We start from the raw sequence: 25618 nt of genomic DNA on the forward strand, positions 1-25618 counted from the left end.
GTGACGCCCCGAGTCCTGTTCCTCCACAACGATCCCATCGCCACCGAGGCGCTGCTCGGCAACGCGTTCGCCGACGCCGGCTTCGATATCGACACGTTCACGGTGGTCCCCCGCGAGCACGCTGCGGACCCCGCCCTCGACGTGGTGTTCCCCGATCCCACCGGCTACGACGTCATCGTGCCTCTGGGTGCGCGGTGGCCGGTGTACGACGATGCCCTGCGCCGCACCTGGGTCGGGGCCGAGATGGCGATGCTCCGCGAGGCCGCCGCGGTCGGGGTCGCGCTGCTGGGGGTGTGCTTCGGCGGGCAGATCATCGCCCAGGCGTTCGGCGGCAGCGTCGGCCGCGCCCCGACACCGGAGATCGGGTGGTACGACATCGCGACCGACCGGCCGGACCTCGTCGCGACCGGCCCGTGGTTCCAGTGGCATTTCGACCGGTGGACAGTGCCGCCGGGGGCGGTGGAGATCGCCAGGAGCACCGCCTCCTCGCAGGCGTTCCTGCTCGACCGCAGCCTCGCGCTGCAGTTCCACCCGGAGCTCGACCACGCACTGCTGACCGAGTGGCTGGCCGACGACCGCGACGGCGAGGCCCTGGGATTCGGCCTCGCCCACGACGAATTGCTCGCTCGCACAAGACATTTGGAAGACGACGCGGCGAGCCGGATCCACGGGCTGGTGCGAAGGTTCCTGTCCTATGTCGCGGCGGCGCCCTGCCCGAGCTGATGTGCGAGCGCATCGCTGAGCCGGGGATGACGGAAACGGTGACCCAGCGAGTGCAGGACCGTCGGCACCACCCGCTGGTCGGCTTCGGCCAGTTCGCGGGCCCCCTGGGCGCCCAGGAGCAGCCGCGGGCCGACTGACGGGACGGGCAGCACGGCGGGCCGGTGCAGCACCGCCGCCAGCGTCTTCGTGTAGTCGGCGTTGCGGACCGGTTCGGGCGCGACGGCGTTGACCGGCCCGCTCACCCGGTCGTCCCACAGCGCCCGGTAGTACACGTCGAGCAGGTCGTCCAGCCCGATCCACGACAGCCACTGCCGTCCGGTGCCGAGCCGCCCGCCCAGGCCGGCGCCGAAGAGCGGGCGGAACAGCCGCAGGGTCCCACCCGCGGCGGCCTGGACGATGCCGGTGCGCACGGCGACCACCCGCACCCCCGCGTCGGCCGCCGGTGCGGTCGCGGCCTCCCAGTCGGCGACGACGTCGGCCAGGAAACCGGTCCCCCGCGCGCTGTCCTCGCCGAGCAGCGCGTCGCCGCGGTCATAGCCGTAGAACCCGATCGCCGAGGCGCTGACGACGGTGCGCACGCCCGCGCCGGCCGCCGACTCCGCGAGCCGGCGGGTGGGTTCGATGCGGCTGTCGCGGATCGCGGCCTTGTGCGACGCGGTGAACCGGCCCGCGATGGACGCGCCCGCCAGGTGCACGACGGCGTCCACCCCGCTCAACAGGTCCGGCGCAGGCCGCCGCGGGTCCCACTGCCGTTCGTCGGCGCCGGCCGGGGGCCGCCGCACCAGCCGGATCACCCTGTGCCCGCCGCTGGTCAGCATCGCGGTCAGCGCCGAGCCGACCAGCCCCGAGGACCCCGTGACGGCGACGACCAGCGGCCCGCACCCGGCTCCGGCGGCCTCCCGGTGCGCGGCCAGGTCGTCGGCCAGCTGGCGGTGCCGGTAGACGAACGTCGACCGCAGCAGCGCACCCGGCACCGTCGTGTCGACACGGTCGCGGACCAGCGTGCGGCCCCGACCGGCGTCGGCGAAGTCGTGGGTGTGTCGCCACCAGCCGATCACCCGCGGGGGCAGCGACATCACGCCGCGCGACGACAGGGCATCGACGAACCGGTGCGGCGGGTCGTACCCGGACGGGTCGTGCTGGGCGATCCACCGCAGGCCGGCGGGCAGGCCCAGCACCGCCTGACCGTCCGCCAGCGACGGGGTCTCGGCGACCACCGTCATCGGCTGCCAGGGCGGGACCAGGCGAGGCATGGCCCCTGGCCGGGTGTGCCAGGCGAACACCTCGTCGAGCGGATGATCGACGATGCTCTCGTACTCGATGCCCATGGCCCTCCCTGTCGCCGGCGCCTGGTCGGTATTCGGCGCCGCACGAATGGTGGATTGCCCCGGTGCACGGCGGGTACGCACTCATGGCGATGAGCGGATGGGACAGGTTCGCCGGCAGGTCCGGCGGGCGCACCTTCCGGGACCGCCGTGATGCCGGCCGGATCCTGGCCGGGAAGTTGTCGGCCTATGCCGGCCGTGACGACGTGGTGGTCCTCGGTCTGGCGCGCGGCGGCGTCCCGGTCGGCTGGGAGGTGGCCCACGGGCTCGGCGCTCCGCTCGACGTGTTCCTGGTACGCAAACTCGGTGTGCCGCAGTGGGAAGAGCTCGCGATGGGCGCCATCGCGTCCGGTGGCAGCGTCGTGATCAACGAGCAGCTCGTCGCCCGCCTGGGCATCACCGAGGAGGCGTTGGCCCGCGCGATCGAGCGCGAGACGTCGGAACTGCGCCGCCGGGAGACCGCCTACCGGCAGGGCCGCCCGCCGCCGGAGCTCGCCGGGGCGACGGTGGTGCTCACCGACGACGGCATCGCGACCGGCGCGAGCATGCTCGCCGCGGTGCGGGCGGTCCGCGCATCGGAGCCCGCGCAGGTGGTGGTGGCCGTTCCGGTGGGTCCGGCCACGGCGTGCCGGGAGATCGGCGCCGAAGCGGATGCGGTGGTCTGCGCGACGATGCCGGCGGGCTTTGAGGCCGTGGGGCAGGTGTACGCCGACTTCCACCAGGTCACCGACGACGAGGTGCGGGACCTGCTGGCGACCCCGACCCGTTAGCGGGTGGTGGGTTCCTCAGGATGCTCGGCGCCCACTTCGTCCTCATGGCGCTCGTCGTACGGGACCGCGCGGGTGTCGGCGTCGGCGTCGGCGTCGGACCGCGGTTCGGCGTCGCCACGGGTGCCATCGGCCTCGTAGGCCTCGGCTTCGTCGGGATAGTCGGCGTCGAACTCGTCGGCCGTCCCGGCGTCAGCGGGGCCGGTCGGCCCGGCCGTCGCGGCGGTCGGCTTGCGGGACCGCTCGCGGACGGCGTCGACGATCAGCAACACGACACCGATCACGCTGGCTGCGATGCACACCCAGGCGATCACGGCATTGCCGGTGACCACGGCGGTCACCAGCGCAGCGAGCCCGATGACGGCCAGGACGAGCGCGATGATCAGCATCGATCAGCGCCGCCGCGTCAGTTGTTGCCGCGGTTGAATTGGTTGAAGCCGCCGCCGTCGTTGTTGGCGCTCGAATCCACCGGCGCGGCGGAACCACGCTGGCCCAACTCCTCGAGCTGGGACTCCAGGTAGGTCTTCAGGCGGGTGCGGTACTCACGTTCGAAGGTCCGCAGCTGTTCCAGCCGGCCTTCGAGCACCGTCCGCTGCTGGTTGATGGTCCCCATGATCTCGGAGTGCTTGCGCTCGGCGTCGGCCTGCAGTGCGTCCGCCTTCTCCTGGGCCTGCCGCAGCTGGGCCTCGGAGCGGGTCTGGGCGTCGGCGAGCATGGCGTCGGCGCGCTGACGGGCCTCGGTGACCGTGGTCTCCGCGGTCTGCCGGGCGTCGCTGACCATCGCATCGGCCTGGGCGCGCGCGTCGGAGAGCAGTTTGTCCGACTCGGCCTTGGCGGTGCTGGTCAACCGGTCGGCGGTCTCCTGGGCCAGGCTCAGCACCTTGGCCGCGCGCAGTGCCGAGTCCTCGCTCTGCTGCTGGGTCGGCGCCGGCGCCGCGGGGGGCGCCTCGTACACCGGCTGGGGCGGCGGAGTCGGCTCGGGCTCCGGCTCGTAGACCGGCGCGGCCTGCTGCTGCGGCGCGGCACCGCCACCGGACCGGGCCGAGGAGAGCTCCTGGTCCAGCTCGGCCACCCGCTGACGCAGGTCGGTGTTCTCCTCGATCAGCCGGGTCAGCTCGTTCTCGACCAGGTCGAGGAAGGCGTCGACTTCGTCCTCGTTGTAGCCCCGCTTGCCGATGGGCGGCTTGCTGAACGCGACGTTGTGAACGTCGGCGGGTGTGAGCGGCATCGTCTGCCCCCTTGAGTCTGGACCGTCAACCGATCTCAAAGTGTAAAGCCTGCATGGATCGCAACTGGCGTCCATCCTGTCACACCAGACCCGGCGGTTGCAGCGGAGGTCAAATTTTAAGAGCGAATTTCAGTTTTCACCACGCCTGCGCCGCACCTCGGCAAACCCCGTGGACCGCGCCGCGGCGGCCGGCCGCCGGCCAGGGTCAGGCCGCCGCCCCGAACGCCAATTGCATACCGATGAAGGCGACGAGCAGCAGCACCATGATCGACAGGTCGAAACGCACCGCGCCGATGGTGAGCTGGGGAATCAGGCGCCGCAGCAACTTCACCGGAGGATCGGTCAGCGTCATGATCACCTCGAGCACCACGACCGTCAGACCCCGTGGACGCCAGTCCCGGCTGAACGATCGGATGAACTCGACGACGACCCGCGCGATGAGCAGGAGCCAGAAGACGAACAGCGCAAAACCAAGGATTTCGAAGAACAGCGCCAACGGAAGCTCGACCTCACTACGGGCAGATATGTGACATTCGATACAGGTGGGAAAACAACCTCGTCAGCCTACCTGCCGCGCCGGGGCGCCGCCGAAGTCACTGATACGCGTAGAAGCCCGCCTCGGCGATGCGTCGGCGCTCGTCTGCGGTGACGTCCACGTCGGCCGGCGACAGCAGGAACACCTTGGTGGCGACCTTGTCGAACGAGCCGCGCAGCGCGAACGCGAGGCCGGCGGCGAAGTCGACGAGGCGTTTGGCGTCGGCGTTGTCCATGGACACCAGGTCCATGATCACCGGGGTGCCGTCCCGGAACTTCTCGCCGATGGTGCGGGCCTCGCTGTAGTCCTTCGGGCGCAGGGTCGTGATCTTGGCCAGTGGGCTGCCTTCCTCGAAGAGCATCGCCATCCGGCGCGGGTCCATCGCCAGGGCACCGCGGGTCGAGCCGCGCAGCGCGCCCAGTCGCGGCGCCGGGCGCTCGAACTCGCGGGGACCGCGAAGCCGTGGGTCGAACCGGGGCTCGTCGTAGCCGCCGCGGTAGATCGGCGGTTCGTCGTACTCGCGCGGGGCCGGCCGATCGTCGTACTCGCGGCCGTACCCGTCCTCCTCGAAGCGGTCTTCACGGGGCCGGCGGGCGTAGCCACGGGCCGGGCCGCGCTCGGCGCGGTCGTCGTCCTCGTAGTACTCGTCGTCGTAGTCATCCATGGGCGCCATACCGAAGTAGGCCTTGACCTTGTGGAGTGTGCTCATCGCGCGACCCTTCTGAAGACCGTCAAGCTGTGGTGTCTGTGATGAAGATGTGACTGGAGTGACTACTCAGGGTGACGTTAGAGGACGAGGTCCCATAAGCGCGGTTCCGACACGCACACATGTCGAGCCGTGTTCGACCGCCGCCTCGAGATCACCGGACATCCCCGCGGACAGCTCCAGTCGCTGCTCGTGGCCGGTTTCCTCCCGCCGTCGGCGGACCCGCTCCCACTCCGCGTGCAGGCGCGCGAACGCCGCCGCGGGGTCGGCGCCCAGCGGCGGGATGCCCATCAACCCGACGAACTGCAGCGCCTCCGCGGAATCGATTGCGGCACAGAGCTCGTCGATCAGGTCCGGCCGGTCGACGTCGATGCCACCCCGTTCGACGTCGTTGTCGAGGCTGAGCTGGAGATACACCCGCAGCGGCGCGACGCGCACTCCGTCGGCCAGCGCGTCGGCGGCGCCCCGGTCGAGAGCGGCGATCAGCTTGGCGCTGTCCACCGAGTGCGCGGCGTACGCCCACCGCGCGACGGCCCTGGCCTTGTTGCGCTGGATCCGGCCCACCATGTGCCAGCGCACCGGATCGTCGGCGAACTCGGCGGCCAGCTCGCCGGCCTTCCTCGACGCCTCCTGTTCGCGCGATTCGGCGAAGTCCCGGCACCCCAGACCGTGCAGGATCCGGACGTCGGAGGCCGGGAAGAACTTGGTCACCGGCAACAGGGTGATCTCGCCGGCGTCGCGGCCCGCCGCCTGCGCGGCGCGCGCGAGCCGCTCCCGCACCGCGGTCAGCGAGGCGCCCAACTCGGACTCCCGGTCGGTGACTCCGGCCCGAAACACCACGGCGCTCACTCCATCCACACCAGCGACGCCAGCCTGCCGGTCGGGGCGTTGCGGCGGTGGCTGAACAGGTTGCGGTCGGCGACGGTGCACCGCGGGTCGACGTCGATGGCCGTGATGCCCAGATCGGTGAGCTGACGGGCGATTCCGGCCCGCAGGTCCAGTCCGGCGGTACCGCGGGCGGTGGTGGTACGGCTGCCGGGCAGCACCGCCTCGACCTCGGCGGCCATCTCCTCGGGTACCTCGTAGTTCCGCCCGCTCACCGCGGGGCCGAGCAGCACCGAGATGTCCTCGACTCTCGCACCGGCCTCGCGCATCGTCTCCACCGCGCGCACGACGACACCGTCGCGGGCACCGACCCGTCCGGCGTGGACCGCGCCGATCACCCCGGCGCGCGCATCGGCCAGCAGGACCGGGACACAGTCGGCGGTCACGACGGCCAGCCCCAGGCGGCGGGTCGTGGTGACCAGACCGTCGGCGTCGTCGACCGGTCCGTCTGCCGGAGCGTCGACTCGCACGACCCGGTCGCTGTGCACCTGGTGCATCCACACCAGTCGGCCGTCGAGCCGGGTCGCCTTCGCGAGCCGCTCACGGTTGGCGGCGACGGCGGTCGGATCGTCGCCGACGTGGTCGCCCAGATTGAAGGTGTCGTACGGCGGCGCCGACACGCCACCGGCGCGGGTCGTGGTCACCCGCCGCACACGAACGGTCACGTTCCCAGTATCGGACCCGGGTCAGTGCCGCATGAACGGTGGCACGTCGACGTCGTCGTCCGCGATCCCGCCGTCGTCACCGCCGATGCTGACGGTTGCGCCGTTGGTGTGCACCGGCACGCTCGCCGGATCGGCCGGTTCGAACAGCGGCGAGGCCACCTTGCCCGCCCGCCCGGGGGCGATCGGCTGCGTCGGTGCGGCGCTGGGGGTCCCCGGGCTCACCACCGGGTTGCGGCTCGGACCCGCCGAGTCGAACCCGGCCGCGATCACGGTGACGCGGACCTCGTCGCCGAGCGAATCGTCGATCACGGTGCCGAAGATGATGTTGGCCTCGGGGTGCGCGGCGTCCTGCACCAGCGATGCCGCCTCGTTGATCTCGAAGAGCCCCAGATCACTGCCGCCGGCCACCGACAGCAGCACCCCCTGGGCGCCTTCCATCGAGGCCTCGAGCAGTGGCGAGTTGATCGCGATCTCGGCGGCTTTGAGCGCCCGGCCGTCGCCGCGGGCCGAACCGATGCCCATCAACGCCGTCCCGGCACCGCTCATCACGCCCTTGACGTCGGCGAAGTCGACGTTGATCAGACCGGGTGTGGTGATCAGGTCGGTGATGCCCTGGACACCGTTGAGCAGCACCTCGTCGGCGCTGCGGAACGCGTCCATCAGCGACACCGCGGCGTCACCCATCTGCAGCAGCCGGTCGTTGGGGATGACGATCAGCGTGTCGCAGCTCTCGCGCAGCGCCTGGATGCCGTTCTCGGCCTGGTTGCTGCGCCGCTTGCCCTCGAACGAGAACGGCCGGGTCACCACGCCCACCGTCAGCGCGCCGAGCTTGCGTGCGATCGACGCCACCACCGGCGCGCCGCCGGTGCCGGTGCCGCCACCCTCGCCGGCGGTCACGAACACCATGTCGGCGCCGCGCAGGAGTTCCTCGATGTCGTCCTTGGCGTCCTCGGCGGCCTTGCGACCCACCTCGGGATCCGCCCCCGCCCCGAGGCCGCGGGTCGAGTCCCGGCCGACGTCGAGCTTGACGTCCGCATCGCTCATCAACAACGCCTGGGCGTCGGTGTTGATCGCGATGAACTCGACGCCCTTGAGGCCCTGTTCGATCATTCGATTGACGGCGTTCACGCCACCGCCGCCGATGCCGACCACCTTGATGACGGCGAGGTAGTTGTGCGGCGGGGTCATCGCTCGACCTTCTTCGCGCAAGCGCTCATGAGCGGTCGCCTTTCTGCTGCCTGGTTGCCAGTACTCGGTGCGAAGCCTTCCCGCAAACCCTCAACCTCAACCACAGGCTTAGAGTTATGTCAAGTAGTTCCGCGCAACCAGAACGGTAGGGCGACGGTGCCGCTCAGCCATGCAGGCGCGCCGACGGTGTCGACACGAATTTCTACTTGACCGTGGGCAAATCGGGGCTGGACACGTCGTACGTGCGGCCCGGTTGCGTGAGCAGCGCGGCGAGCTTGAGCGCCTTCTCGTCGGTGCGGTCGGTGGTCCCCCACACCACCACCCGGCCGTCGACGAGCGTGAGCGTGATCGAGGCGACCGACGGCGCGGCGATCCGCCCCACCTGACCCGCCACCTCGGGCGGCAGCGCCAGCATCACCTGCAGCGCGGCCTCGGTCGCCGGATCGTTCGGCCCGGGGGTCGCCGTCTCCAGATACGGCAGATTCGGCGGGGGCGGTGCGGTCGCGAAATCCACCCCGTCCCGGTCGAACAGGTGCGGACCGTCGGGATAGTCCTTGACCACCAACGGAACCCGTTCGACGACCGTGATCCGCAGCGAGGACGGATACTCGCGCTGCACCCGCGCGCTGGCGACCCGGCGGATCGTCGCGACGCGTTCGGCGACGGCATCGGTGTCGACCTGCAGCAACGGGGTACCCGGCACCACCGCCGCAGCGCCGAGCACCTCCTCGCGCGGGATGGCCTCCACGCCGACGACGACGATGTCGCGCACCGACATGATCGGGGTGAAGTAGAGGAGAAGCCCCAGGCCGACCGCGACGACGGAGGCCAGCGCCGACCAGACCAGCACCTTCAGGCCGCGAACGGCCCCGCGGGCGATCGGGGTCACCTCCCGGGCCGGTCCGCTGGTGGCCCGCCGCTTGGCCTCGCGGCGGGCCACCTCGAGGGCCATCGCGCGGTCCTTCACCTCGCGGCGCTGCTCGCGCTCGCGCCGGGCGCGGCGCCGGGGCCCCTCCCGGTCCTCGTCGTCCGCGGGCGGTGCGGGTGGGTCCTCGGCCGGTGCGGCCGTCGGTGGCGTGGTGGGATCCTCCGGCGCCGCCTCGGGCTGGTCCGGATGCGACCCGGACGGCGGCACGGTCATCGCGCGCCGGCCCCCGGTACGGTCCGGTTGGCCCTGGCCTGCAGCGCGGTGACGATCTCCGGCCCCAGCATCGTCACGTCGCCGGCGCCCATCGTGACGACCACGTCGCCGGGTCGCACGGAATCGGCCACCCGCCCGGCCACCGCCGAGAAGTCGGGCACGTAGGTCACCGGCGCGTGCACGTGCTCGACGATGCTGGCCCCGCTCACCCCGGCGATCGGCTGTTCCCGGGCGCCGTAGACGTCGAGCACGAACACCAGGTCGGCGGCGCTCAGCGCGGTGCCGAACTCGCGGGCGAACGTCTCGGTGCGCGAGTACAGGTGCGGCTGGAAGACCACCACCGCCCGGCCCTCGCCGGCCTGGTCGGTGACCGCGCGCAACGCCGCCAGCGTCGCCCCGACCTCGGTCGGGTGGTGGGCGTAGTCGTCGAAGACCCGGACCCCGCTCGCCGTCCCGACCAGTTCGAAGCGGCGCCGCACCCCCTCGAAGCCGGCCAGCCCGTCGAGCACGGTGTCGGGGTCCGCCCCGACCTGCAGGGCGGCCAGCAGCGCGCCCAGCGCGTTGAGCGCCATGTGCCGGCCGGGCACCGACAGCCGCATCGCCCGCGGGGCGCCCTCGGCCGCCAGCTGGATGTGGGCAACCGCGCCGGTGCCCTGCTGCTCCCAGCCGACCAGCGCGCCCGCGAGGTCCCCGCGCCCGGCCGAACCGTAGCGCAACACCCGGACCCCAAGCGCCGCAGTGCGTTCCGCGAGTGCCGCGGAGCCGGGGTCGTCGACGCACGCGAGCAACGCGCCACCGGGGGTGAGCCGCTCGACGAACGCGTCGAAGACCGCGGTGTAGGCCTCGGGGCTGCCGAAGAAATCCAGGTGGTCGGCTTCGATGTTGGTGACCACGGCGACATCGGGGGTGTACTCCAGCAGCGAACCGTCGCTTTCGTCGGCCTCGGCCACGAAGCACTCGCCGCTGCCGTGGTGGGCGTTGGTGCCTGCCTCACCGAGGTCACCGCCGACGGCGAAGGACGGATCGAATCCGCAGTGCTGCAGGGCCACGATCAGCATCGAGGTGGTCGTGGTCTTGCCGTGGGTGCCGGTCACCATCAGCGTGGTGTGGCCGGCCATCAGCTTGGCCAGCACGACCGGCCGCAGGACCACCGGGACCGCGCGCCTGCGCGCCTCGACCAATTCGGGGTTGGTCTTGGGGATCGCCGCGTGCGTGGTGACGACGGCGGTCGGCCCGCCCGGCAGCAGGTCGAGCGACGACGCGTCGTGCCCGATCCGGATCGCGGCGCCACGCGCCCGCAGCGCCACCACCGCGCGCGACTCCTTGGCGTCCGAGCCGGAGACCAGCGCCCCGCGGTCGAGCAGGATGCGGGCGATCCCCGACATGCCCGCGCCGCCGATGCCGACCATGTGGACCCGGCGCAGTTCCTCGGGTAGCGGCGGCGTGCTCACCGGGCCTTCTTCCGCTCGCCCGCCGCCTCGCGCGCCACGTCGAGCGCGACGTGGGCGACGTGCCGGGCGGCGTCGCGGTGGCCGGAGAGCGCGGCGCCCGCGGTCATGGTCTGCAGCCGGCCGGTGTCGGTGAGCAGCGGGACCACCGTATCGGCCACGAACTGCGGTGACAGGTCGGCGTCGTCGACGACGAGGCCGCCGCCGGCGTCCACCACCGGTTGCGCGTTGAGCCGTTGTTCGCCGTTGCCGATCGGCAGCGGCACGTACACCGCGGGCAGTCCGACGGCGGTCACCTCGGCCACCGTCATCGCACCCGCCCGGCAGACCGCCAGGTCGGCGGCCGAATAGGCGAGGTCCATCCGGCTCAGGTACGGCACCGCGACGTACGGCGGATCGCCCGGCGCCGGGTCCGGCAGTTCGAGGGTGTTCTTCGCCCCGTAGGCGTGCAGCACCGAAACCCCCGCCGCGGCAATCGCTTTCGCGGCGCCGGAGACGGCGTTGTTGAGCGAGCGGGCGCCCTGCGAGCCGCCGAACACAAGCAGGACGCGGGCGTCGTCGGCGAATCCGAAATGCGCGCGGGCCTCGGCGCGCAGCGCACCGCGGTCCAGTTCGGTGATGTTCGCCCGCACCGGCGTGCCGACCACCTCCACCCGGCCCAGACCCGGGTCCGCCACGGCGGAGAGCACCCGGCGCGCGAAGCGCGCGCCGACCTTGTTGGCCAGGCCCGCGCTGGCGTTGGCCTCGTGCACGACGATGGGCACATGGGCGCGTCGGGCCGCCAGGTAGGCGGGCAGCGCCACGTAGCCGCCGAACCCGATCACGACGTCGGCGTGCACGCTGTCGAGGACGGCGCGGGTCTCCCGCACCGCACGGCGCACCCGCAGCGGTAACCGCGCCAGGTCCGCGGACGGCTTGCGGAGCAGCGGGACGGGCGTGATCAGTTCGAGGTCGTAGCCGCGCTCGGGAACCAGCCGCGTCTCCAGCCCCCGCTCGGTGCCGAGCGCGGTGATCCGCACTCCGGGCTCCAGCGCGGCCAGGGCGTCGGCGACGGCCATCGCCGGTTCGACGTGCCCCGCGGTTCCGCCGCCGGCGAGGACGACCGAGATGGTGCCGTTCACCCGTAACGCTGACCTTCCCTGGGCCGACCTCGTCGACCCTGTTGGCGCTGACCGGTCCGGCTCGCCGCCGACCGCTGACCGCCTACATGATGCCTTGAGCCCCGCTCGCGACGTTCAGCCGCGGGGGGTTTGCGCCGCGTGGCGCGGGCCGGTTTGGCCGCGCGCGGGGCCGCCGGCTTACCCGGACGCGAGCGCAGCCGGTCGCGGACCGCCTCGAGCGGGGTGGGTACATAGGGCTCGGGCGGGGGCAGCCGCAGCAGCCGGTTGACCCGGTCGTCGCGGCCGGCCCGCCGCGCGGCCACCGCCTCGGGTTCGTGGCGCGCGGCGTTGGTGATCAGGCCCATCATGAGCAGCGTCGTCGCCGTCGACGTCCCGCCCGCCGAGATCAGCGGCAGCTGCAGTCCGGTGACGGGCAGCAGGCCCACCACGTAGCCGACGTTGATGAACACCTGGCCGAGCACCCACGTGGTCGCCGTCGCGGTGAGCAGCCGCAGGAACGGATCGGCCGAGCGGCGCGCGATGCGCATGCCGGTGTAGGCGAACAACCCGAACAGTGCGAGCAGTCCAGCCGCGCCGACGAACCCGAGTTCCTCGCCGATGATCGCGAAGATGAAGTCGTTGTGCGCGTTGGGCAGGTAATTCCACTTCGCGGTGCCCTGCCCCAGCCCGTCGCCGAACACGCCGCCGTTGGCCAGCGCGAACTTCGCCTGCCGGGCCTGATACCCCGAGCCCTGCGCGTCGGCGCTGGGATCGAGCCAGGACTGCACGCGTGCCGAGCGGTACCCCTCGGCCATGGCGAGCACGGCCGCCGACACCATGACCGCGAACAGCGAGGACAGGAACACCTTCAGCGGCAGGCCGGCATACCACAGCAGGGCAAGCAGGATGATGCCCAGCGACACCGTCTGGCCGAGGTCGGGCTGGGCGACGATCAGCGCCAGCGCGATGACCGCCGCGGGCACCAGCGGGATGAGCATCTCGCGCAGGGTGGCCCGCTCCATGCGCCGCGCCGCCAGCAGGTGCGCACCCCAGATCGCGAACGCGATCTTCGCCAGTTCCGAGGGCTGCATGGAGAAACCGGCCACGACGAACCAGCCGCGCGACCCGTTGGCGACCTTGCCGATACCCGGGATCAACACCAGGATCAGCAGCACGACCGTGAAAGCGAAGCCGGGGAAAGCCAAGCGCCGCAACGTCTTCACCGGCATCCGCAGCGCCGCGTAGAACGCGGCGAGCCCGACCACCGTCCACAGCACTTGTTTGGCGAACACCGACCAGGGTGAGCCGTCGGAGTCGTACGAGTACACGCCGGACGCCGAGAGCACCATGGTCAGCCCGAGCGTGATCAGCAGGGCGGTCACGGCGATGATCAGGTGGAACGACGTCATCGGGCGGCCCAGCCAGGCCGCGAAACGGGTGCGCGAGACCACGGGCGCCGTGGGGGCGCTCATCGCGGGCGCGTCAGCGGTCTCGGTGCCGGCCGCCCTGCCGCGCAACCGGGCCAGGATCGTCGCCACGGCGCTTATCCGAGGTCGGCGCGCACCGCGGCGGCGAAGGCGTCGCCGCGCTGGGTGTACCCGCTGAACTGGTCGAACGAGGCGCCCGCGGGCGCCAGCAGCACAGCGTCGCCCGGGCGGGCGAGGTGGCGGGCGGCATCGACCGCCGCCCTCATCACCGCATCGGGTAGCGATCGACCCGTCGTGTCGATCACACGAGTCACAAGATTCACAGCTGACTCAGTTGTCCCATGCACCCCAGAATCCTCCCCCGTCACAAGCTCGACGACGGGGACATCGGGCGCGTGTCGCGATAACGCCTCGGCGACCACGGCGCGGTCCCGGCCGATCAGCACCGCCCCGGCGAGGCGCTCGGCCACCTCGGCGACGAGCGCGTCCACCGACACACCCTTGAGCAATCCGCCCGCGATCCACACCACCCGCGGATAGGCAGCGATCGAGGCGCGGGCGGCGTGCGGGTTGGTGGCCTTGGAGTCGTCGACCCAGGTCACGCCGTCCGCGACAGCGACGACCTCGGCGCGGTGCCGACCGACCTCGAACGACGCCAGCGCCGCGGCCACCGCCTCGGCGGGTACGTCCGCCGCACGCGCGAGAGCGGCGGCGGCCAACGCGTTGAGCACCCCGACCGGGCCGGCGACCGGGATGTCGTCGGCGCGCGCGAGTCGCAGGCCGGACGCGAACGCGTTGTCGACGAGCCAGCCGTCCTGTACGCCCAGTTCGCCGGCCACCGGCGGACCGAGCCGGAACCCCACCCGCACCGGCGCGGCCGCGGTCGTGAGCAGGTCGGCGGCCACCGGGTCGTCGAGACCCACCACGGCCACCCGGCCGTCGAGCACCCGGGCCTTGTCGCGCGCGTACGCCGTCATCGACCCGTGCCAGTCGAGATGGTCCTCGGCCACGTTGAGCACGACACCGGCGTCCGGCCGCAGCGACGGCGCCCAGTGCAGCTGGAAACTCGACAGTTCCACGGCCAGGATCTCGGGTTCGTCAGCCGCGCCTACCGTGCGAGGCGGGTCGCCGAGCACGTCGAGCACCGGGTTGCCGATGTTGCCGCACAGCGCCGCGCGGCGGCCCGCCGCCTGCAGGATGGCGTAGAGCATCGACGTCGTCGTGGTCTTGCCGTTGGTGCCGGTGACCACGAGCCAGCGCCGCGGCGGCCCGAACCAGCCGGCCCGGTCCAGCCGCCACGCGAGTTCGACGTCACCCCAGATCGGCACCCCGGCGTCCGCGGCCGCGGCGAGCACCGGTGCGGTCGGGGGGAATCCCGGGCTGGTGACCACCAGGGCGTAGTCGGCGATCGCCGCCACCGCCTCGTCGGTGGTGACCACGGTGGCCGGGGTGACCAGGCGCTGCAGCGCCAGCGGGTCGTCGTCGCAGATCGTCAGCCGCACGCCGGTGGGCTCGAGCACGGCGCTGACCGAGCGGCCGGTCAGCCCGGCGCCGGTGACCAGTATCCGGGCGCCCGGGGTCAGCGGGTCGACGACGGGACGGGCCATCTCAGGCCCCGACGGCGGTGAGCCACTCGCCGTAGAACAGCGCCACGCCGAGCCCGCAGGCGATTGCGGTGAGCAGCCAGAACCGGATGATCACGGTCGTCTCGGCCCAGCCGACGAGTTCGAAGTGGTGGTGGAACGGCGCCATCCGGAACACCCGCCGGCCCGTGGTGCGGAACGCCAGGATCTGCACGACGACCGAGGTGACCTCGGCGACGAACAGCGCACCCAGCACCACGGCGAGAATCTCGGTGCGGCTGGTCACCGAGAGCCCGGCGATGATGCCGCCGAGCGCCAGCGATCCGGTGTCGCCCATGAAGATCTTCGCCGGGGCGGCGTTCCACCACAGGAATCCGATGCAGGCGCCCGCGGCGGCCGCGGCGACCAGCGCGAGATCCAGCGGGTCACGCACGTTGTAACAGCCCAGTCCGGGGCTGGTCGCGCAGGCGTTGCGGTACTGCCAGAACGTGATCAGCACATACGCCGCGCACACCATCGCCATCGCGCCCGCGGCCAGGCCGTCGAGCCCGTCGGTGAAGTTCACCGCGTTGGACCAGGCGCTGACGAGCACGACGCAGAACAACACGAAGATCAGCGGCGCCAGCGTCACGGTGGCGATCTCGCGCACGTAGGACAGTTCCGGACTACCCGGGGTGAGCCCGTCGGCGTTGCCGAACTGCAGTGCCAGCACCCCGAACAGCAGGGCGGCGGCGAGGATGCCGACGGTCTTGGCGGTCTTGTTCAGGCCGAGATTGCGGGCCCGGCGAATCTTGATCAGGTCGTCGACGAAGCCCACGATGCCCAGCGCCGTGGCCAAGCCGAGGACCAGCAGTCCCGACGCCGACGGCCCCTCCCCGTCCAGCGCCATGCCGACCAGGTGGGTGCCGAGGTAGCTGACCCAGATGCCCGCCAGGATCGCCACCCCGCCCATCGACGGGGTGCCGCGCTTCTTGGCGTGGGTCGGCGGGCCGTCCTCGCGGATCTCGTGGCCGAAGCCCTGCCGGGTGAACAACCGGATCAGCACCGGCGTCAGCAGGATCGACACCGCCAGCGCGAGGCCGACGGCGATGAGAATCTGCCTCATCGGGCGGCGGTCCCGTCGTCCCCGGCGGCCAGCGCGTCGGCGAGCACACCGAGGCCCGCCGAGTTCGACGCCTTCACCAGGACGACGTCGCCGGGCTGCAGTTCGTCGCTCAACAGCGCCAGCGCGGCGTCGGCGTCATCGACCCGGGTGGCCTCCGCCCCCCAGGATCCCTCCATGACCGCCCCCTGATGCATGGCGCTCGCTGACCTCCCGGTTCCGACGACGATGAGTCGAGACACATCTAAGCGCACCGCCAGCCGGCCGACAGCGTCGTGCTCCGATATCGAGTCGTCGCCGAGCTCGGCCATTTCGCCGAGCACCGCCCAGCTGCGGCGTTTGGCCGTGCCGCGCCCACTCATCCATGCCAGCGCCTTGAGCCCGGCCCGCATGGAGTCCGGGTTGGCGTTGTAGGCGTCGTTGACCACGGTGACGCCGTCCTCGCGGGTCGTGACCTGCATGCGGTGTCGCGACACCGGACCGGCTCCGGCGAGCGCCGCCGCGACCTGGTCGAGGGTGGCCCCGCATTCCAGCGCAACCGCGGCCGCGCACAGCGCGTTGGACACCTGGTGGTCGCCGTGCACCGCCAGGCTCACCGGAACCTGGCCACCCGCCGCGTGCAGCGTGAAGCGTGGCCGGGCCAGTTCGTCGAGGGTCACCGCGTCCGCCCAGAGGTCGGCGCCGGGTTCGCGCGACACCCGCACCACCCGGGCCGCGGTCGTGTCCGCCATCGCGGCGACCGCGTGATCGTCGGCATTGAGGATCACCACGCCCGAGGCCGGAACTGACTGCGGCAGTTCGGATTTCGTTGCGGCAATGGCTTCGCGCGAGCCGAACTCGCCCAGGTGGGCGGTGCCCACGTTGAGCACCACCGCGATCGACGGCGTGGCGATCCGGGCCAGCGCGGCGATGTTGCCCGGATGCCGCGCCGACATCTCGAGGACGAGGAAGTCGGTGGACCGGTCGGCGCGCAGCACCGTCCACGGGTGCCCGAGTTCGTTGTTGAACGAGCCCGGCGGGGCGATCACCTCGCCGAGGGGAGCCAGCACGGCGGCCACCAGATCCTTCGTCGAGGTCTTCCCCGACGATCCCGTGATGCCGACGATCCGTAGCCCGCCCTCGACCAGTTCGGCGGCGACTGCGGCGGCGAGGCGGGCCAGCGCGGCCAGCACCGCGGCGCCCGCGCCGTCGGTGTCGTGTTCGAGCACCCCGGCGCCCTCGGGCCCCTCGGCGGGAGGCGCGATGACCGCGGGCACCCCGACCGGACGGGCGGCCAGTACCGCCGCAGCGCCCGCGGCGACCGCAGCGGGCGCGAAGTCGTGGCCGTCGGATCGGGCGCCGGGCAGCGCCAGGAACAGCCCGCCCGCCGTGCCGGCGCGTGAGTCGAATTCCACGGTTCCGGTGATCCGGGTCGCGGCGGCCTCCTCGGGGGTGATGTCGGCGAGCGTGCCGCCGACGATCTCGGCCACCCGGGCCAGGGTCAGCTCGATCACCCGCGCTTCTCCAGCAGTTCGGCCAGTTCGACGCGGTCGTCGAACGGGTGGGTCCGGCCGGCCGCGGTCTGGCCGGTCTCGTGGCCCTTGCCCGCGATCAGCACCACGTCACCGGAGCGCGCCCACCGCACCGCGTGGGCGATCGCCTCGCGGCGGTCCCCGATCTCGGCGATGTCGGCCCCGCCGCCGACCGCACGGGCACCTGCCGTGATCGCGGCCCGGATGGCGGCCGGGTCCTCGTCGCGCGGGTTGTCGTCGGTGACGACGACCAGGTCGGCGAGTTCGGCCGCGACCTGCCCCATCGGCTCCCGTTTGCCTGCGTCGCGGTTGCCGCCCGCGCCGAACACCACGGCCAGCCGCCCACCGGCGCTCTGGCCGCGCAGCGTCTCGAGCACCGCGCGCAGCGCACCCGGCTTGTGCGCGTAGTCCACCAGCGCGAGGAAGTCCTGACCGCGGTCGACGGCCTCCAGCCGGCCGGGAACGGTCGCGGTGCGCAGCCCCGGCGCGGCCTGTTCGGGTGACACATCGACGGCGTCCAGCAACGCGGTGGCCAGCAGACAGTTCGCCACGTTGTAGTGCCCGGGCAACCCGATGCGCAGGCCGTGGTGCACGCCCGCCGGGTCGACGGCGACGAATTCCTGCGCGCCCGCCTCGACCGTGCGGATGTCCTCGGCCCGCCAGTCCGCGGGTCTGCCGGTGGCGCTGACGGTCACCGCGCGGTCGGCCCGGGTGGCCATCGCCCGGCCGGCGTCGTCGTCGACGCACACCACCGAGATCGCGGCGTGCGCGCTCGACTGCGGGTCGAACAGGCGCGCCTTGGCCTCGAAGTAGTCCTCCATCGTGGGGTGGAAGTCCAGGTGGTCGCGCGAGAGGTTGGTGAACCCGCCCGCCGCGAAGCGCACCCCGTCGACCCGGCCGAGGGTCAGGGCGTGGCTGGACACCTCCATGACGACGGTGTCGGCGCCCTGTTCGACCATCACGGCCAGCAGCGCCTGCAGATCAGGCGCCTCGGGGGTGGTCAGCGCGCTGGGCTGGTCGCGCCCGTCGATGCGGATGCCGACCGTGCCGATCAGGCCGGCGACCCGCTCGGCCGCCCGCAACCCGGCCTCGACCAGGTAGGTGGTGGTGGTCTTGCCGGAGGTGCCGGTCACGCCGACGACTCGCAGGTGCCGCGACGGGTGGCCGTACACCGTCGACGCGACCTCTCCGAGCACGGCGCGGGGATCCGGGTGGACGAGCACCGGGACCGCGGGGTCGGCGCCCAGCATGACCGCCCCGACGGCGTCGGTGAGCACGGCCACCGCACCGCCTGCGACGGCGTCGGCGACGAATCGCGCACCGTGCGCGGAGGATCCGGGCAGTGCGGCGAACAGGTCGCCGGGCAGGGCGTCCTGACCGCGCAGCGTCACCCCGGTGACCCGGATGTCGGGCACCGGGAATCCGGGGGCGGGAACCGCGTGGACCTGCTCGGCGAGGGCACCGAGCGCGTGTCCGACGGGATGGCTGGGGCGCAGCTTCATGGCCATGACACAGTACCGAGCCCCGGTCGGCCCGCCTCGTCGGTCAGGTCGCCTGCAGCGTCAGCGGCGTGCCGGGCGGTGACAGCGGCACGTTCTCCCGCTGCAACAGCCACGAGGCGATGTTGTGGAACAGGGGCGCGGCCGAGGAGCCGGGCGAGCCGTCGGCGGCGCGGTGCGGGGCGTCCATCATGATCCCGATGACGTAGCGCGGGTCGTCGACGGTGGCCATGCCCGCGAAGGTGATCCAGTAGACGTCGCTGTAGTAGCAGCCGCAGGCGGGGTTGATCTGCTGTGCGGTGCCGGTCTTACCGGCGATCTGGTAGCCCTCGACCGCGGCCGCGGGTCCGGTGCCCTGCTGCTCGCCCATCGGATCGCGCTGGACGACCGAGCGGAACATGTTGCGCACGGTCTGCGCCGTCTGCGGCGACACCACCCGAATCCCTTCGGGCCGCTCCTCTTCGGTGCGGGTGCCGTCGGGGGCGATGGTCGCCTTGACGACGCGCGGCGGGACGCGCACACCGTCGTTGGCCATCGCCTGGTACATGCCCGCCATCTGCAGCAGCGTCATCGAAAGGCCCTGCCCGATGGGCAGGTTGGCGAACGAGCTGCCCGACCACTGATGGATCGGCGGGACCAGACCCGCGCTCTCACCCGGCAGGCCGACGCCGGTGCGCTGGCCCAGACCGAACTTCTTCAGCATGTCGGCGTACCGCTCCTTGCCGACGCGTTCGGCGAGCATCAGCGTGCCGACGTTCGACGACTTCCCGAACACGCCGGTGGTGGTGTACGGCATGACGCCGTGGTTCCACGCGTCGTTGACCGTGACGCCACCCATGTGGATGGAGCCGGGGACCTGCAGCACCTCGTCGGGGTTGGTCAGCCCGTATTCGATCGCCGCGGCGGCGGTGACGATCTTGTTGACCGACCCGGGCTCGAACGGCGAGGACACCGGCAGATTGCCGATCTGGCGCTTCTCCTGACGGCCGATGTCCTGGCTGGGGTCGAACGTACTGTCGTTCGACATCGCCAGCACCTCGGCGGTTTTCGCATCGAGCACGACGGCCGAGACGTTCTTGGCGCCGGAGGCGTCCTTGGCCAGCTGGACCTGCTGCTGGACGTAGAACTGGATGTCGTCGTCGATGGTCAGCTGCACGGTCGACCCGTTGACCGCGTCGTGGCGGTTGCGGTAGCTACCCGGGATCACCACACCGTCGGAACCCCGGTCGTAGGTGACCGAACCGTCCGTGCCGGCCAGGACGGCGTCGAGCGAGTCCTCCAGGCCCAGCAGGCCGTGGCCGTCCCAGTCGATGCCGCCGACGATGTTGGCCGCCAGCGAGCCACCCGGGTACTGGCGGATGTCCTGGCGTTCCGAACCGACCTCGGGGAACTTCTCGGTGATCGCATCGGAGATCACCGGGTCGACGGCGCGCGCCAGGTAGACGAACGTCTCGTTGCTGTTCAGTTTGCGCAGAACGGTTGTCGCATCGGGCTTGTTGTTGAGCCGCGAGGCGACCTCGTCGGCGATCTCGACCAGGCGGCGTTTGGGGTCCGGCGCCTCCTCCGATTTCGCGCGCGCCTCCTCGAGTTGCTTGCGGACCTTGACCGGCTGGAACGTCAGGGCCCGCGCCTCGATCGTGAACGCGAGCTTGTCCTCGTTGCGGTCGACGATGCTGCCGCGCACCGCCTTATGTACATCGGTGACCTTGAGCTGGCCGGCCGCCTCCGCGCGCAACCCCTCGGCGCGCGGCACCTGCAGGTTGAACAGCTGAACGCCGGCGACCAGCAGCAGCACCAGCATCACCGCGTTGCCTGCGCGGTGCCGGAACACGAACGACGAACTGCGCAGGCCGGCTTCGCCGGCGACCGCCTTGCGGGTACGCCGGGCCTTGGCCGGGCGGCCCTGGGCCGGAGCGCCTTTCGGCTTGCGGGTGCGGCGCGGCGCGCCGCCCTGCGGATCGCGGCGGGCGCTCATGCCGGCGGTCCGGCCGGCACGGGCGCCTGCGGCGCGGCGAGGTGATCAAGGGCGGGCACCGCAACCGGCGGCGCTTCAGGCACCACCGGGACCACAGGGGCGACAGGGCCCCCGGGGGCGGCGACCGGCGGCGGCGCCGCCATCGGTGCGGGCGCCGGTACGGGAGCGGCTGGGGCCGAATCCATCGGCGCGGCAACCGGACCCGGCGCCGGCGGCTGGGCGCCGGGGGCCAGGTGCGGTGCCTCACCCTGCGGGAGTGCTGCCTGCGGAGAGGCGGCCTGCGGACGGGTGGTGACGCGGACGGGGACCTCTCGGGGATCGACCACCCGGGGGGCGGCGGCCGGGGCTGCGGGCCGCGGAGGGGCGGGCGACGGCACCACGTCGGGGATCGGGGTGTTCAGCGGCGGCGGCGGCACCCCCTCGGCCGGCTTCGGCGTTCCGACCACCACCCAGTTACCCGCCGGGTCCTGCACCAGGTGAGCGGTGTCGCGCGACGGGATCATGCCCAGATTGCGGGCGGCTTCGGCCAGTGCCGGCGCCGCCTGCGCTTCCAGCACATCGCGTTCGAGGGCTTCTTTCTGTTGCGCCAGCGCCTGGTTCGTCTGGCGGGCCGCACCGAGCTGGTAGGACCGTTCGGCCGCGCCGGTCGACAGCCACAGCGTGATGCCGAGCCCCACGCCGAGTGAGCCGATGACCAGCACCACGAACGGCACCCGCGCGATCAGCGCCTTCGGGTTCAGCTCGATCGAGGAGAGCTTGATCAGCAGCCGTTCCCGCAAAGGCGGGCGTACCACCTTGGGCGCCTTGGCCTTCCGCGCCTTCGCCCGCGCCTTGGCCTGGCTGGCGTTCTTCGGGCGCGCCGGCAGCTCCGCGGGCCGCGCGATCGGGGCGGTCTGCGGCGCCGATCGCGAGTCACGGGTCGGCCTACCCCGACGCGGAGCCGCCTCGACGGCCCGGCGGGGCGCCTTGCGCACCGGCTGGCGGGGCGCCCGCCGTCGTTCGTCACCGCGCACGGGTGCAGATCGCTTTGCCTTCATCGGGCGTCCCTCCTGGCCGTTTCCGGCCTGCCTGCGACCTTCTCCAGTGCGCGCAACCGCACGGGCGCGCTGCGCGGATTGCGTTCGATCTCCTCGGGCGTGGCCCGTTCGGCCCCGCGGGTGAGCGCGACGAACCCGGGTTCGTGGCCGGGCAGTTCGACGGGCAGGCCGGGCGGTGTGCGCGACGCGGTCGCCGCGGCGAACTCGGTCTTGACGATGCGGTCCTCCAGCGACTGGTAGGCCATCACGACGATCCGGCCGCCGGGTTCGAGGGCGGCCAGCGCGGCGGGCATCGCCGCGCGCAGCGAGTCGAGCTCACTGTTGACCGCGATCCGCAGGGCCTGGAAGGTGCGCTTGGCCGGATGCCCGCCGGTCCGCCGGGCGGGAGCGGGGATCGCGTCGTAAAGCAGCTCGACCAGCTCGCCGGTGGTGGTCAGCGGCCGGCGCCGCACGATGTGCTTGGCGATGCGGCCGGCGAACCGTTCCTCGCCGAATTCCCGCAGGATCCGGGCGATGTCCTTCTCCGCGAACGTGTTGACCACGTCGGCCGCCGTCAGCGGCGCGTCGCTGTCCATCCGCATGTCCAACGGGGCGTCCGCGCTGTAGGAGAACCCGCGCTCGGTGCGGTCGAGTTGCATGGACGACACCCCGAGGTCGAACAGGAATCCGCTGACGGTATCGACGCCCGTCTGCGCCAGCGCGTCGTCGATCCCGTCGTAACGGGTGCGCACCAGCGACACCCGGTCACCGAAGGGCGCGAGCCGCTCGCCGGCGATCTGCAGGGCCTGGGGGTCGCGGTCGAGTCCGATGAGATGCAGTCCGGGCAGGTCGGTCAGGAAACGGTGCGCGTGACCGCCGGCGCCGAGTGTGGCGTCGACCAGGACGGCTCCGCTGCCGTCGGGATTCCGGCGGGTCAGTGCGGGGGTGAGCAGTTCGACGCAACGGTCCAGGAGGACCGGAATGTGCTCCATCGCCACCCCCGGGCTGTGTGCCCCTGCAGCGAGGTCCCTGTCCGAGGCGGACCTGGCGTCGGGGAAGTACGCCAGGGCCGGTTCGGACAGAGGCCACGCTGCACGGGCCGGTTCAGATGATGTCGCGCAGAGTTTCATCAGTCGCCGCGGAGAAGTTCTCTTCGTGGGCCTGCTGGTACTCCTGCCACGCCGCGGCGTCCCAGATCTCGAGGTAGTCGACCGAACCGATCACCACACACTCCTTGGACAGGCCTGCGTAACGGCGATGGTCGGCCGACAGCGTGATCCGGCCCTGGGCGTCGGGATGCTGTTCATCGGTCGAGGCCGCCAGGTTGCGCAGGAAGGCGCGTGCTTCCGGATTGCTCCGCGACGCCTGCGAGGCCCGGCGGGCCAGTTCTTCGAACTCCGCACGCGGGTAGACGGCGAGGCTGTGGTCCTGGCTCTTGGTGACCATCAACCCTCCTGCCAGTGCGTCGCGGAACTTGGCGGGCAGTGTGAGCCGCCCTTTGTCGTCGAGCTTCGGCGTGTAGGTGCCCAGAAACATCCTGGCCACCTCCTGCGCCACTGGGAGCCCCGGTCGCTCCGCTGCACGCCACTTTACCCCACAATCCCCCACTTTGCGCCATTGCTCGGCGCCCAATTGCCCCGATGCCCCACTTCGTCGGGTTCCGAGGCGGGTCGTTGGCAGATTTCGGACCGCAGCGGCGGTGTCGACCCGCGCGAAAGCGCAGGTCAACCCGCAGGAAAGGGAGGTGGGGCGTTGTGGGGGGAACTCACCCGGCCGGAGCCACGAAAAAAGGGGCAGCCCCACTCGGGGCCACCCCTTTCAGCGTGTCAGCGACTACTCGTCGAAGCGCCGGCGGAAACGGTCCTCCATCCGGCTGGTGAACGAACCACCACTCGAACCCTTCGACCGCTTCTGGCGCGCGCCACCGCCGGCGGGCGGCGCCGAGCGGTCCCGGCCGCCGGTCACCCGCGGGCCGGTGATCGCGAAGACCACGCCTCCGAACATCACGATGAACCCGATCACCGAAAGGATCGGGAAGCTTCCGATCATGGTCGCCTTGAACGCGACACCGGACACCAGCATCGCCAGCCCGACGACGAACAGGGCCGCGCCCTGTAGCCGGCGGCGGGCCGACGGCGCTCGCAGAGTCCCGCCGCGCACACTCGACGCGAATTTGGGATCCTCGGCATAGAGCGCGCTCTCGATCTGATCGAGCATGCGCTGCTCATGATCGGAGAGTGGCATTCGTCCCTCCTCGCCGCCTGCGGCCGTTCGTTCAAACTCGTGCGTGCCCGCGTTCACGGACCTCTAACCGTCATGATACGAGGTCGATCTGAGCCGTACCACCTACTTCGCCCCACGATTGTATGACCTCTGCCGCCCCTCGAATGACACCGCCTGTCCGCGGAGATAATGGGGACCGACGACTCTTGTGCACACTCCCGCGCGACGGACCGAAGGGCAACGACATTGGCGCCGCATCTCATCGATCTGTCGCCGACCGACATGGAGCGCCGACTCGGCGAGGCGCTCGGTATCTACGTCGATGCCATGCGCTATCCGCGCGGGACGGAGGACCAGCGCGCCTCGATGTGGATCGAGCACACCCGGCGGCAGGGATGGAAGGCCGTGGCCGCCGTCGAACCGCCCACCGGCGAGCCCGACACGCCGGAGGATCTGCGCGGCGCGCCGCTGCTCGGGGTCGCGTACGGCTACTGCGGGGCTCCCGACCAGTGGTGGCAGCAGCAGGTGGTGGCCGGGCTCAAGCGCGTCGGGGCCGAACCGGCCCGCATCGAGGAGTTGATGAACGACTATTTCGAGCTGACCGAACTGCACATCGCGCCGCATGCGCAGGGCCGCGGCCTCGGCGAGGGCCTGGCCCGCCGGCTGCTCAGCGACCGCGCCGAGAAGCACGTCCTGCTCTCCACGCCCGAGATCAACGGCGAGGCCAACCGGGCCTGGCGGCTCTACCGCAGGCTCGGTTTCTCCGACGTCATCCGCGGCTACCACTTCGCGGGCGACCCGAGGGCCTTCGCGATCCTGGGCCGCGCACTGCCGCTGTAGACCCGCATCTGGCACGATGACCCCCGATGACCTCCGTGCTCGCCCGACCACAACGCACCCGCCTGGTGGCCTGGGTTCTGCTGTTGCTGATGCTGCCCATGGTGGTGGGGTGTGTGCGGGTCCGGGCCTCGATCACCGTGTCCCCCGACGACCGGGTGTCCGGCCAGATCGTCACCGCGACCAAACCCCGCGGACCCGACGACAAGGGCCCGCAGCTGCTGAACAACCTGCCCTTCGCCACCAAGGTCGCGGTCTCGGACTACAACCGCGACGACTACGTGGGCTCCCAGGCGGTGTTCTCCGACCTCACCTTCGCCGAGTTGCCGCAGCTGGCGAACATGAACCGCGACGCCGCAGGCGTGGACATCTCTCTGCGCCGCGCGGGTGATCTGGTGATTCTCGAGGGCCGCGTGGACCTGACGTCGGTGAGCGATCCGCAGGCCGACGTGTCGCTGTCGGTCGCGTTCCCCGGCGAGGTGACCTCGACCAACGGCGACCAGGTCAGCTCCGAGGTCGTGGAGTGGAAACTCAACCCGGGTGTGGTGTCGACGCTGAACGCCCAGGCGCGCTACACCGATCCCAGCGCACGGTCGTTCACCACCGCGGCCATCTGGCTGACGGTGGCCACGCTGGTGGTGGCCGGGATCATCGGCGGTCTGGCGTGGACCAGCCGGGACCGCTCCCCCACCCTCGCCGACCCGTACACGAACGACGAAAGGGGCACCCACTGA

The 25618-nt window shown here is 71.8% G+C and carries 25 protein-coding genes; 4 read left to right on the forward strand and 21 right to left on the reverse strand.

Annotated features, from left to right (window positions below):
- Positions 1-723, forward strand: a complete 723-nt coding sequence (locus AU196_RS10030; protein WP_059094898.1) for a type 1 glutamine amidotransferase — start codon at positions 1-3, stop codon at positions 721-723.
- Here the strand turns inward: AU196_RS10030 and AU196_RS10035 are convergent.
- Positions 693-2051 carry a TIGR01777 family oxidoreductase gene (locus tag AU196_RS10035; protein WP_059094899.1) on the reverse strand — a complete coding sequence of 453 codons (1359 nt, stop codon included), beginning with the start codon at positions 2049-2051 and terminating at the stop codon, positions 693-695. The two genes, AU196_RS10030 and AU196_RS10035, sit on opposite strands and share 31 nt — an antisense overlap.
- An 83-nt stretch (positions 2052-2134) precedes the next feature.
- On the opposite strand from AU196_RS10035, the gene AU196_RS10040 reads away from it, so the two are divergent.
- Complete coding sequence (locus AU196_RS10040; RefSeq protein WP_059094969.1) at positions 2135-2818, forward strand: phosphoribosyltransferase; 684 nt, start codon at positions 2135-2137, stop codon at positions 2816-2818.
- On the opposite strand, the gene AU196_RS10045 is transcribed toward AU196_RS10040, so the two are convergent.
- The 20 genes from AU196_RS10045 to AU196_RS10140 form a co-directional block, all read right to left on the reverse strand.
- On the reverse strand, positions 2815-3204 hold the full coding sequence (locus AU196_RS10045) for a phage holin family protein (protein WP_059094900.1): 390 nt from the start codon (positions 3202-3204) through the stop codon (positions 2815-2817). The genes AU196_RS10040 and AU196_RS10045 overlap by 4 nt on opposite strands.
- A 17-nt stretch (positions 3205-3221) precedes the next feature.
- Positions 3222-4043 carry a DivIVA-like cell division protein Wag31 gene (wag31, locus tag AU196_RS10050; protein ID WP_059094901.1) on the reverse strand — a complete coding sequence of 274 codons (822 nt, stop codon included), beginning with the start codon at positions 4041-4043 and terminating at the stop codon, positions 3222-3224.
- 205 nt (positions 4044-4248) lie between these two features.
- A complete protein-coding gene (locus AU196_RS10055; protein WP_011560632.1) occupies positions 4249-4539 on the reverse strand; it encodes a YggT family protein in 291 nt (96 codons plus the stop codon).
- Positions 4540-4636: 97 nt separating this feature from the next.
- On the reverse strand, positions 4637-5287 hold the full coding sequence (locus AU196_RS10060; RefSeq protein ID WP_059094902.1) for a cell division protein SepF: 651 nt from the start codon (positions 5285-5287) through the stop codon (positions 4637-4639).
- Between the two features lie 66 nt (positions 5288-5353).
- Positions 5354-6142, reverse strand: a complete 789-nt coding sequence (locus tag AU196_RS10065) for a YggS family pyridoxal phosphate-dependent enzyme (protein WP_231737486.1) — start codon at positions 6140-6142, stop codon at positions 5354-5356.
- Positions 6130-6834, reverse strand: a complete 705-nt coding sequence (gene pgeF / locus AU196_RS10070; RefSeq protein ID WP_157546195.1) for a peptidoglycan editing factor PgeF — start codon at positions 6832-6834, stop codon at positions 6130-6132. The genes AU196_RS10065 and pgeF overlap by 13 nt, the downstream gene beginning before the upstream one ends.
- 21 nt (positions 6835-6855) lie before the next feature.
- Positions 6856-8022 carry a cell division protein FtsZ gene (gene ftsZ, locus AU196_RS10075; protein WP_059094904.1) on the reverse strand — a complete coding sequence of 389 codons (1167 nt, stop codon included), beginning with the start codon at positions 8020-8022 and terminating at the stop codon, positions 6856-6858.
- Positions 8023-8224: 202 nt separating this feature from the next.
- Positions 8225-9163 carry a cell division protein FtsQ/DivIB gene (locus AU196_RS10080; protein WP_059094905.1) on the reverse strand — a complete coding sequence of 313 codons (939 nt, stop codon included), beginning with the start codon at positions 9161-9163 and terminating at the stop codon, positions 8225-8227.
- Positions 9160-10614, reverse strand: coding sequence for a UDP-N-acetylmuramate--L-alanine ligase (gene murC, locus AU196_RS10085; protein WP_059094906.1), 1455 nt, complete (start codon positions 10612-10614; stop codon positions 9160-9162). Before murC ends, AU196_RS10080 begins: the two co-directional genes overlap by 4 nt.
- A complete protein-coding gene (gene murG / locus AU196_RS10090; RefSeq protein WP_059094907.1) occupies positions 10611-11732 on the reverse strand; it encodes an undecaprenyldiphospho-muramoylpentapeptide beta-N-acetylglucosaminyltransferase in 1122 nt (373 codons plus the stop codon). Before murG ends, murC begins: the two co-directional genes overlap by 4 nt.
- Positions 11729-13249 (reverse strand): putative lipid II flippase FtsW, encoded by a 1521-nt coding sequence (gene ftsW / locus AU196_RS10095; protein ID WP_059094908.1) that lies wholly within the window; start codon positions 13247-13249, stop codon positions 11729-11731. Before ftsW ends, murG begins: the two co-directional genes overlap by 4 nt.
- 5 nt (positions 13250-13254) lie before the next feature.
- A complete protein-coding gene (murD, locus tag AU196_RS10100; RefSeq protein ID WP_059094909.1) occupies positions 13255-14745 on the reverse strand; it encodes a UDP-N-acetylmuramoyl-L-alanine--D-glutamate ligase in 1491 nt (496 codons plus the stop codon).
- Position 14746: 1 nt separating this feature from the next.
- On the reverse strand, positions 14747-15826 hold the full coding sequence (mraY, locus tag AU196_RS10105) for a phospho-N-acetylmuramoyl-pentapeptide-transferase (protein WP_059094910.1): 1080 nt from the start codon (positions 15824-15826) through the stop codon (positions 14747-14749).
- Positions 15823-17316 carry a UDP-N-acetylmuramoyl-tripeptide--D-alanyl-D-alanine ligase gene (locus tag AU196_RS10110; protein WP_059094911.1) on the reverse strand — a complete coding sequence of 498 codons (1494 nt, stop codon included), beginning with the start codon at positions 17314-17316 and terminating at the stop codon, positions 15823-15825. Before AU196_RS10110 ends, mraY begins: the two co-directional genes overlap by 4 nt.
- Positions 17313-18836, reverse strand: a complete 1524-nt coding sequence (locus AU196_RS10115) for a UDP-N-acetylmuramoyl-L-alanyl-D-glutamate--2,6-diaminopimelate ligase (RefSeq protein WP_059094971.1) — start codon at positions 18834-18836, stop codon at positions 17313-17315. Before AU196_RS10115 ends, AU196_RS10110 begins: the two co-directional genes overlap by 4 nt.
- Positions 18837-18879: 43 nt before the next feature.
- Positions 18880-20808 (reverse strand): peptidoglycan D,D-transpeptidase FtsI family protein, encoded by a 1929-nt coding sequence (locus tag AU196_RS10120; protein ID WP_059094912.1) that lies wholly within the window; start codon positions 20806-20808, stop codon positions 18880-18882.
- Positions 20805-21845 carry a cell division protein FtsL gene (ftsL, locus tag AU196_RS10125; RefSeq protein ID WP_059094913.1) on the reverse strand — a complete coding sequence of 347 codons (1041 nt, stop codon included), beginning with the start codon at positions 21843-21845 and terminating at the stop codon, positions 20805-20807. The genes AU196_RS10120 and ftsL overlap by 4 nt, the downstream gene beginning before the upstream one ends.
- Positions 21842-22954 (reverse strand): 16S rRNA (cytosine(1402)-N(4))-methyltransferase RsmH, encoded by a 1113-nt coding sequence (gene rsmH, locus AU196_RS10130; RefSeq protein ID WP_502687233.1) that lies wholly within the window; start codon positions 22952-22954, stop codon positions 21842-21844. Before rsmH ends, ftsL begins: the two co-directional genes overlap by 4 nt.
- Positions 22929-23360 (reverse strand): division/cell wall cluster transcriptional repressor MraZ, encoded by a 432-nt coding sequence (gene mraZ / locus AU196_RS10135; protein ID WP_059087497.1) that lies wholly within the window; start codon positions 23358-23360, stop codon positions 22929-22931. The genes rsmH and mraZ overlap by 26 nt, the downstream gene beginning before the upstream one ends.
- Positions 23361-23657: 297 nt before the next feature.
- Complete coding sequence (locus AU196_RS10140; protein ID WP_059094915.1) at positions 23658-24068, reverse strand: SCO2097 family morphological protein; 411 nt, start codon at positions 24066-24068, stop codon at positions 23658-23660.
- A gap of 225 nt (positions 24069-24293) precedes the next feature.
- Here AU196_RS10140 and AU196_RS10145 point away from each other — a divergent pair, with 225 nt between their 5' ends.
- Positions 24294-24887 carry a GNAT family N-acetyltransferase gene (locus tag AU196_RS10145; RefSeq protein ID WP_059094916.1) on the forward strand — a complete coding sequence of 198 codons (594 nt, stop codon included), beginning with the start codon at positions 24294-24296 and terminating at the stop codon, positions 24885-24887.
- Between the two features lie 26 nt (positions 24888-24913).
- A complete protein-coding gene (locus AU196_RS10150; RefSeq protein ID WP_059094917.1) occupies positions 24914-25618 on the forward strand; it encodes an LppM family (lipo)protein in 705 nt (234 codons plus the stop codon).

The organism is Mycobacterium sp. IS-1742 (assembly GCF_001500125.1).
Lineage (GTDB): Bacteria > Actinomycetota > Actinomycetes > Mycobacteriales > Mycobacteriaceae > Mycobacterium.